Source organism: Pseudolysinimonas kribbensis, assembly GCF_039531715.1.
GTDB classification, from domain to species: domain Bacteria; phylum Actinomycetota; class Actinomycetes; order Actinomycetales; family Microbacteriaceae; genus Pseudolysinimonas; species Pseudolysinimonas kribbensis.
In genome coordinates this window covers 705,659-711,837 of the sequence record NZ_BAAAQO010000003.1, presented here as the reverse complement: position 1 = coordinate 711,837, position 6,179 = coordinate 705,659, and the positions used below count along the sequence as shown (strand labels likewise).

Annotated in this window: 7 protein-coding genes; 1 reads left to right on the top strand and 6 read right to left on the bottom strand. The window is 72.1% G+C overall.

What is annotated here, in order from left to right:
* The 6 genes from ABD285_RS10020 to recO all read right to left on the bottom strand — a co-directional run.
* Window positions 1-228, bottom strand: a 228-nt coding sequence (locus ABD285_RS10020; protein WP_344202352.1) for a DsbA family oxidoreductase, incomplete at its 3' end; no start/stop codon positions are given.
* A 28-nt stretch (window positions 229-256) separates the two neighbouring features.
* Window positions 257-1,279, bottom strand: coding sequence for a CPBP family intramembrane glutamic endopeptidase (locus ABD285_RS10015; RefSeq protein WP_284252456.1), 1,023 nt, complete (start codon window positions 1,277-1,279; stop codon window positions 257-259).
* The gene (locus ABD285_RS10010; protein ID WP_284252458.1) at window positions 1,276-2,664 is read right to left on the bottom strand and encodes a glycine--tRNA ligase; all 1,389 of its coding nucleotides are present in this window, start codon (window positions 2,662-2,664) and stop codon (window positions 1,276-1,278) included. The genes ABD285_RS10015 and ABD285_RS10010 overlap by 4 nt, the downstream gene beginning before the upstream one ends.
* Window positions 2,665-2,701: 37 nt before the next feature.
* Window positions 2,702-3,751 (bottom strand): aminotransferase class V-fold PLP-dependent enzyme, encoded by a 1,050-nt coding sequence (locus tag ABD285_RS10005; RefSeq protein WP_284252460.1) that lies wholly within the window; start codon window positions 3,749-3,751, stop codon window positions 2,702-2,704.
* Between the two features lie 55 nt (window positions 3,752-3,806).
* A complete protein-coding gene (locus tag ABD285_RS10000) occupies window positions 3,807-4,661 on the bottom strand; it encodes an isoprenyl transferase (protein WP_425565005.1) in 855 nt (284 codons plus the stop codon).
* Window positions 4,658-5,389: a DNA repair protein RecO gene (gene recO, locus ABD285_RS09995; protein WP_344202348.1), complete on the bottom strand. Its 732-nt coding sequence runs from the start codon at window positions 5,387-5,389 to the stop codon at window positions 4,658-4,660. The genes ABD285_RS10000 and recO overlap by 4 nt, the downstream gene beginning before the upstream one ends.
* A 253-nt stretch (window positions 5,390-5,642) precedes the next feature.
* On the opposite strand from recO, the gene ABD285_RS09990 reads away from it, so the two are divergent.
* Entirely contained in the window at window positions 5,643-6,167 is a 525-nt protein-coding gene (locus ABD285_RS09990; RefSeq protein ID WP_284252462.1) for a putative glycolipid-binding domain-containing protein, read from the top strand.
* Window positions 6,168-6,179 lie beyond the last annotated feature (12 nt).

Here is a 6,179-nt window from a genome sequence, read left to right as displayed (position 1 = left end):
CATCTGCGGGATCTGCTCCGCCGGGAACCCGCGGCTGGCCAGATAGTCCTGCTCGCTGCCGTCGAAGTCCACCGGGGTGTCGGGCGCGAGCTCGAACGAGTGGTACTCGACCTCGACCGGGATGCCGGCATCCTCGGCCCCCAGCTCGAACTTGCGCTTGCCGATGAAGCACCACGGGCATGCGATGTCCGACCAGACGTCGACCTTGATGGGCGTTGCAGAGCTCACGGAAGGTGCAATCCCGGATGCCGTGCCGCTATTCCGCGATCCGGGTGGCGGGATCCGGCGGCGGCGGCGCACTCGGGGCGGCGGGCAGCGGCTCGAGCACCGTCGCGATGCGCCGGCGGCGGGCCATGACCTCGACGATCAGCAGGTAGGCGCCCATCGTGATCACCGTGACGACGGCCGACCACGGGTCGCCGGTCGTCGGATGGTCGGGGTCGAACCCCTGGGTCGACCCCTCGGCTCCGGTCGCGAGGAGCACGAACGAGAGCGTGTTGTTCACGGCGTGCAGCGCGATCGCGGCCTCGAGTCCGCCGGTGCGGCAGGTGACCCAGGCGGCGACGGCGCCGAACACCGCGACCTCGAGCGTCGCCCAGCCGAAGTACTGGGTGTGCGCGGCCGCGAACGCCACCGTGCTCACGATGATCGCGACCGGCGGCGGCGCGACCCAGCTGCCGACGGCCTGCGAGACGAGCCCGCGGAATCCGAACTCCTCGGCGGCGGCCTGGATCGGCGTCAGGACGACGAACAGGAGGGCGCAGAGCAGGAACGTGCCGAGCGGCGCGGTCGGCACGGCGGGCGGCGGCCCGTCGCCGAGCAGCGGCAGCAGCCACGCATCGACCGCGATCGCCACGACGGTGATCAGCAGCGCCGGCAGCAGGCACAGCGCCAGCCACCGCCAGCGCAGCCGGAAGGCGACCGACCGCAGCACGCGCAGCGGCCGGAGCCCCACCGAGAGGTACGCGAGCAGCACGGCCGGCAGCATCGTCGCCACCCCGCCCACCACGGCGAGGATCGAGAGCGGATCGGACGCGTCGATCGCGAGGAACCGGATGAGCGAGTCCTGCAGCGTCGCCAGGTCGGGGCTGAACGGGATGGCGCCGCCCACGAGCGCGATGACGACGAAGACGACGGTCCAGATCGTCTGGAAGACGACCCAGTAGACCGCCGCGAGGATGAGCGCGACCAGCGGCCGCCACCAGCGATAGCGCGGCAGGGCGCGCAGCAGCCGGTGGTAGCGCAGCGACGGCAGCGGAGCCGCCGCGGGTGCGGTCATGCCCCCTGCAGCCGTTCGGCCAGGTAGCCCGGCAGCCGGTCGAGCCCCACCCGCTCCTGCGACATGGTGTCGCGCTCACGGACGGTGACCGCCTTGTCGTCGAGGGTGTCGAAGTCGACCGTCACGGCGAACGGAGTGCCGATCTCGTCCTGCCGGCGGTAGCGGCGCCCGATCGCGCCGGCGTCGTCGAACTCGATCGACCACCGCGTGCGCAGCTCGTCGGCCAGCTGCTTCGCGACGGGCGAGAGCTGCTCGTTGCGCGACAGCGGCAGCACCGCGACCTTCACCGGGGCGAGCCGGCGATCCAGGCGCAGCACGGTGCGCTTGTCGACGCCGCCCTTCGTGTTGGGCGCCTCGTCCTCGGCGAAGGCGTCGACGAGGAACGCCATCATGGCCCGGGTGAGGCCGAAGGACGGCTCGATGACGTACGGCACGTAGCGCTCGTTCGTCGCCTGGTCGAAGTAGCGCAGGTCGGCGCCCGACTCGCGGATGTGGTTGTTCAGGTCGAAGTCGGTGCGGTTCGCGATGCCCATCAGCTCGCCCCAGCCGTCGCCGCCGGCGAACCCGAAGCGGTACTCGATGTCGGCCGTGGCCGCCGAGTAGTGGGCGCGCTCGCCATCCGGCACGTCCAGGCGGCGCAGGTTCTCCTCCCGGATGCCGAGGTCCGTGAACCAGCCCCAGCAGTCCGCGATCCACCGCTCGTACCACGCCGCCGCCTCCTCGGGCGGCGTGAAGTACTCGATCTCCATCTGCTCGAACTCACGGGTGCGGAAGATGAAGTTGCCCGGCGTGATCTCGTTGCGGAACGCCTTGCCGATCTGGCCGATGCCGAACGGCGGCTTCTTGCGCGTGGTCTGCAGCACGTTGGCGAAGTCGACGAAGATGCCCTGCGCCGTCTCGGGCCGCAGGTAGTTCAGGCCCTCCTCGTTGTCGACGGGGCCGAGGTAGGTCTTCATGAGTCCGGAGAACGCCTGCGGCTCGGTGTACTGCCCGCGCGTGCCGCAGTTGGGGCAGGCGACCTCGGCGAGGCCGCCCTCCGGCGCGCGGCCCTTCTTGGCCTCGAAGTCCTCGACGAGGTGGTCGGCGCGGAAGCGGTGATGGCACACCTGGCACTCCACCAGCGGGTCGGTGAACGTCGCCACGTGACCCGACGCCTCCCACACCCGCTTCGGCAGGATGATCGCCGAGTCGAGGCCGACCATGTCGGCGCGACCGCGCACGAACGTCTGCCACCACTGCCGGCGGATGTTCTCCTTGAGCTCGACGCCGAGCGGACCGTAGTCCCACGCCGAGCGCGAGCCGCCGTAGATCTCGCCGGACTGGAAGACGAAGCCGCGACGCTTCGCGAGCGAGATGATGGAGTCGAGGGACGAGGGCGCTGCCACGGGCGTGAACTCTCCAGGGTGCTGTGGAGGATCCAGCCTACCGACCGGCCGCGCGCAGCAGTGCCGCCACGTCCTCCTCGGTGTTCCAGAGGTGGAAGCTCGCCCGGATGCGGCCGGCACGCCCCGAGATCCGGATGCCGGCCGCGCCGCAGGCCGCGACGCGCGCACCGTCGGGGTCGGGCCACGCGACGATCGCCTGGTGCTGCGGCGGGATGCCGAGTCCCTGGCACAGCGCATCGCCGAGCCCGCTGGCGTGGGCCCACACCTCCGCGATGTCGAGCCCGGCGAACAGCGCGATCGACTGCTCCGCGCCGATCCAGGCCTGCCAGGCGGGCGACACGTCGAAGCGCCGCGCGCTCGTCGCGAGCTGCATCTCGGGGCCGTAGGTGCTGTGCCACACGTCCTCGCCCGCGTACCAGCCGGCCTGCACGGGGCGCAGCGCGTCCTGCATCGGCTCGGAGACGGTCAGGAACGCGACCCCGCGCGGCGCGCACAGCCACTTGTAGCTGTGACAGACCGTGAGGTCGTAGCGGGCGGCGTCGACGGGGTGCACGCCGGTCGCCTGGGTCGTGTCGCAGAAGGTGCGCGCGTCGTGCGCGGTCGCGGCCGCGACGATCGCGTCCTCGTCGGCGACGGTCCCGGTCGCGGACTGCACCAGCGAGAACGCGACGAGCCAGGTCTCGTCGGTGATCGACTCCGCGAGGCCGGACAGCGGCACGACCCGCACCCGGATGCGCGGCTGCTGCTGCAGGAACGGGAACATCATCGAGCTGAAGTCGCCCTGCGCCAGCAGCACCTCGGCGCCGTCGGGCACCGCCGCCGCGACGATCGAGGCGAACGTCGAGGTCTGCGATCCGATCGCGACGCGATCCACCGGCACGCCGACGAGGCCTGCGAACGAGGCCCGGGTGCGGGCGATGACCGCGTCGTACCCCTCCGGGTCGCGGTTCGCGTCCTCCCAGGCGGCGAGGTCGGCCCGGATCGCGGCGAGCGCCGAGTCGGGCGGGAGTCCGATGGAGGCGACCGCCAGGTATCCGCGGGGTTCACGGAACTGCCGGATCGCCGACTGCAGGGCGGCGGTGACCATGCCCTCAGCATCGCCCGGATGACGGCTCGTCGTCCAGGAGCGTGCGTCCGGGCGGCTAGACGGACGGGGCGTCGACCGCTGCGCCGAACCGGCGCGCGCGTCCGGCGTAGATCTCGATGGCGTGCCAGAGATCGGTCCGGCTGAAGTCGGGCCAGAGCGTGTCGAGGAAGACCATCTCGGCGTACGCGGACTGCCAGAGCTGGAAGTTGCTGGTGCGCTGCTCCCCCGAGCTGCGCACGAAGAGGTCGACGTCGGGCAGATCCGGGATGTAGAGGTGGCGCTGGATCGACTTCTCGGTGATGCCGGAGGGCCGCAGTCGGCCGGCTCGCACCTCCTCGGCCATGCCGCGCATCGCGTCGACGAGCTCCTGCCGGCCGCCGTAGTTGACGCACATCGTGAGGGTGAGCGTGTCGTTGTGCGCGGTCAGCCGCTCCGCGAACCGCAGCTCGTCGATCACGCTGCGCCAGAGCCGCGGCGTGCGCCCCGCCCAGCGCACGCGCACGCCCCACTCGTTGAGCTGATCGCGGCGCCGGTGCAGCACGTCGCGGTTGAACCCCATCAGGAACCGGACCTCCTCAGGGCTGCGCGCCCAGTTCTCCGTCGAGAACGCGTAGACGCTGAGGTGCTTGACGCCGATCTGGACGGCGCCGGCGACCACGTCGAGCAGAGCCGCCTCCCCGGCACGGTGCCCTTCGATGCGCGGGAGCCCCTGTCGATTCGCCCAGCGCCCGTTCCCGTCCATCACGAGGGCGACGTGCTCCGGCACGGCGGCGCGCGGCACGTCGGGCGGGTGCAGTCCCGTCCAGTCCAGCGGCACGAAGTCGACGGCATCCCGATGCGTCTTGCCTGCGGGAAGCCGCTGCGCGGTGCCTTCCGACTCGCCCTTCGGGCGACGACCTACCGGGCTCACGCGGTGGTCCGCTCGACGTGCTCGAGGGAGCGCAGGCCGCGCTCGAGGTGGTACTGCGTGTAGGCCGCGACGACGCCGGAGGCCTGGGCCTGGGTGCGGTCGTCGCTGTCCTGCGCCGCCTCCCAGTCGCCCGACAGCAGGGCGCCGAGCAGGCTCAGGGTCGCGGGGTCCAGGCGCACCGCCCCCGGCGGGGCGACCGCGTCGGCGACGACGCCGCCGAGCTGCGGCACGAATGCGGAGTGCGGTCCGGATGCCCCCGTGACGGCGCAGTCGACGAAGCTCGGAGCCCAGCCCGCGATCGACAGGGCGCGCAGCAGGTAGGAGTCGAGCGTCATCCCGGGCGGGTGCTCCGCGCGCGACAGCGAGCGCAGCGCTCCGACCAGCAGGAGGTAATGCTGCACCCCCGCCTCGTGCTCGGTGAGCCGGTCCGCGGCCTCGACCATCGCGTTGGCGGCGGTGAAGCGCGCGTAGTCGCCCACGATGTCGGCGCCGTAGGAGCCGATGGATTCGGCCTGCTGCACGATGTCGAGGCTGCGGCCGATGTAGAACTGCGCGTCGACGACCATGAAGGGCTCGAGCCGGGCGCCGAATCGGGACCCGGTGCGCCGCACGCCCTTGGCGACCGCGCGCACCTTGCCGTGGCGCCGGCTGATCATCGTGACGATGCGGTCGGCCTCCCCCAGCTTGTGGGTGCGGAGGACGACGGCTTCGTCACGATAGACCGGCACGCTGCTAGTCTGGCGCGCCGCCGCTCCTGCGGCACGCTGCCGCTCCGCGGACGAGCGCGGTCGTCCGCTGCGCTGGACATCTGGCGCGCCGCCGCTCCTGCGGCACGCTGCCGCTCCGCGGACGAGCGCGGTCGTCCGCTGCGCTGGACGTCTGGCGCGCCGCCGCTCCTGCGGCACGCTGCCGCGCGCACCCCGCCGGGACGAGCGCGGTCGTCCGCTGCGCTGGAGCGTCGCCCCCTGCGAGGATGGGCGCATGCCGGAACTGGTGTGGCGGGGCGTCGAGGTCGATGGTCTCGAGCGGGCGCGGGTCGACGAACACGGCGGCGTGCGGGTCGCGTCGATCATCGACTCGGCGCGCGGTCGCTACAGCTACGAGCTGACCTGCGACGCCGACTGGACGTTCCGCACCCTGCACCTCGAGGCGCTGGAGGGCGAGCGGGCGTTCGACCTGGAGCGCTCCGCCGACGGCGTCTGGACGCTCGACGGCGAGGAGCGAGACGATCTCGCGGAGGCCATCGACCTCGACCTGGCCGCGTCACCGCTCACCAACACGCTCCCCATCCGCCGGCTCGACCTCGCGGTCGACGACGAGGCCGACATCGTGACCGCGTACGTGAGCTTTCCCGACCTCGAGCTGGTGCCGGACCCCCAGCGCTACACGCGCCTCGACGAGGACGTGTACCGCTACGAGTCGCTCGACTCCGACTTCGAGGCGGACATCACCGTCGACGCACGCGGCTTCGTGCTCGAGTACCCCGGCCTGTTCGAGCGGCTCTGAGCGCGAGAGCCG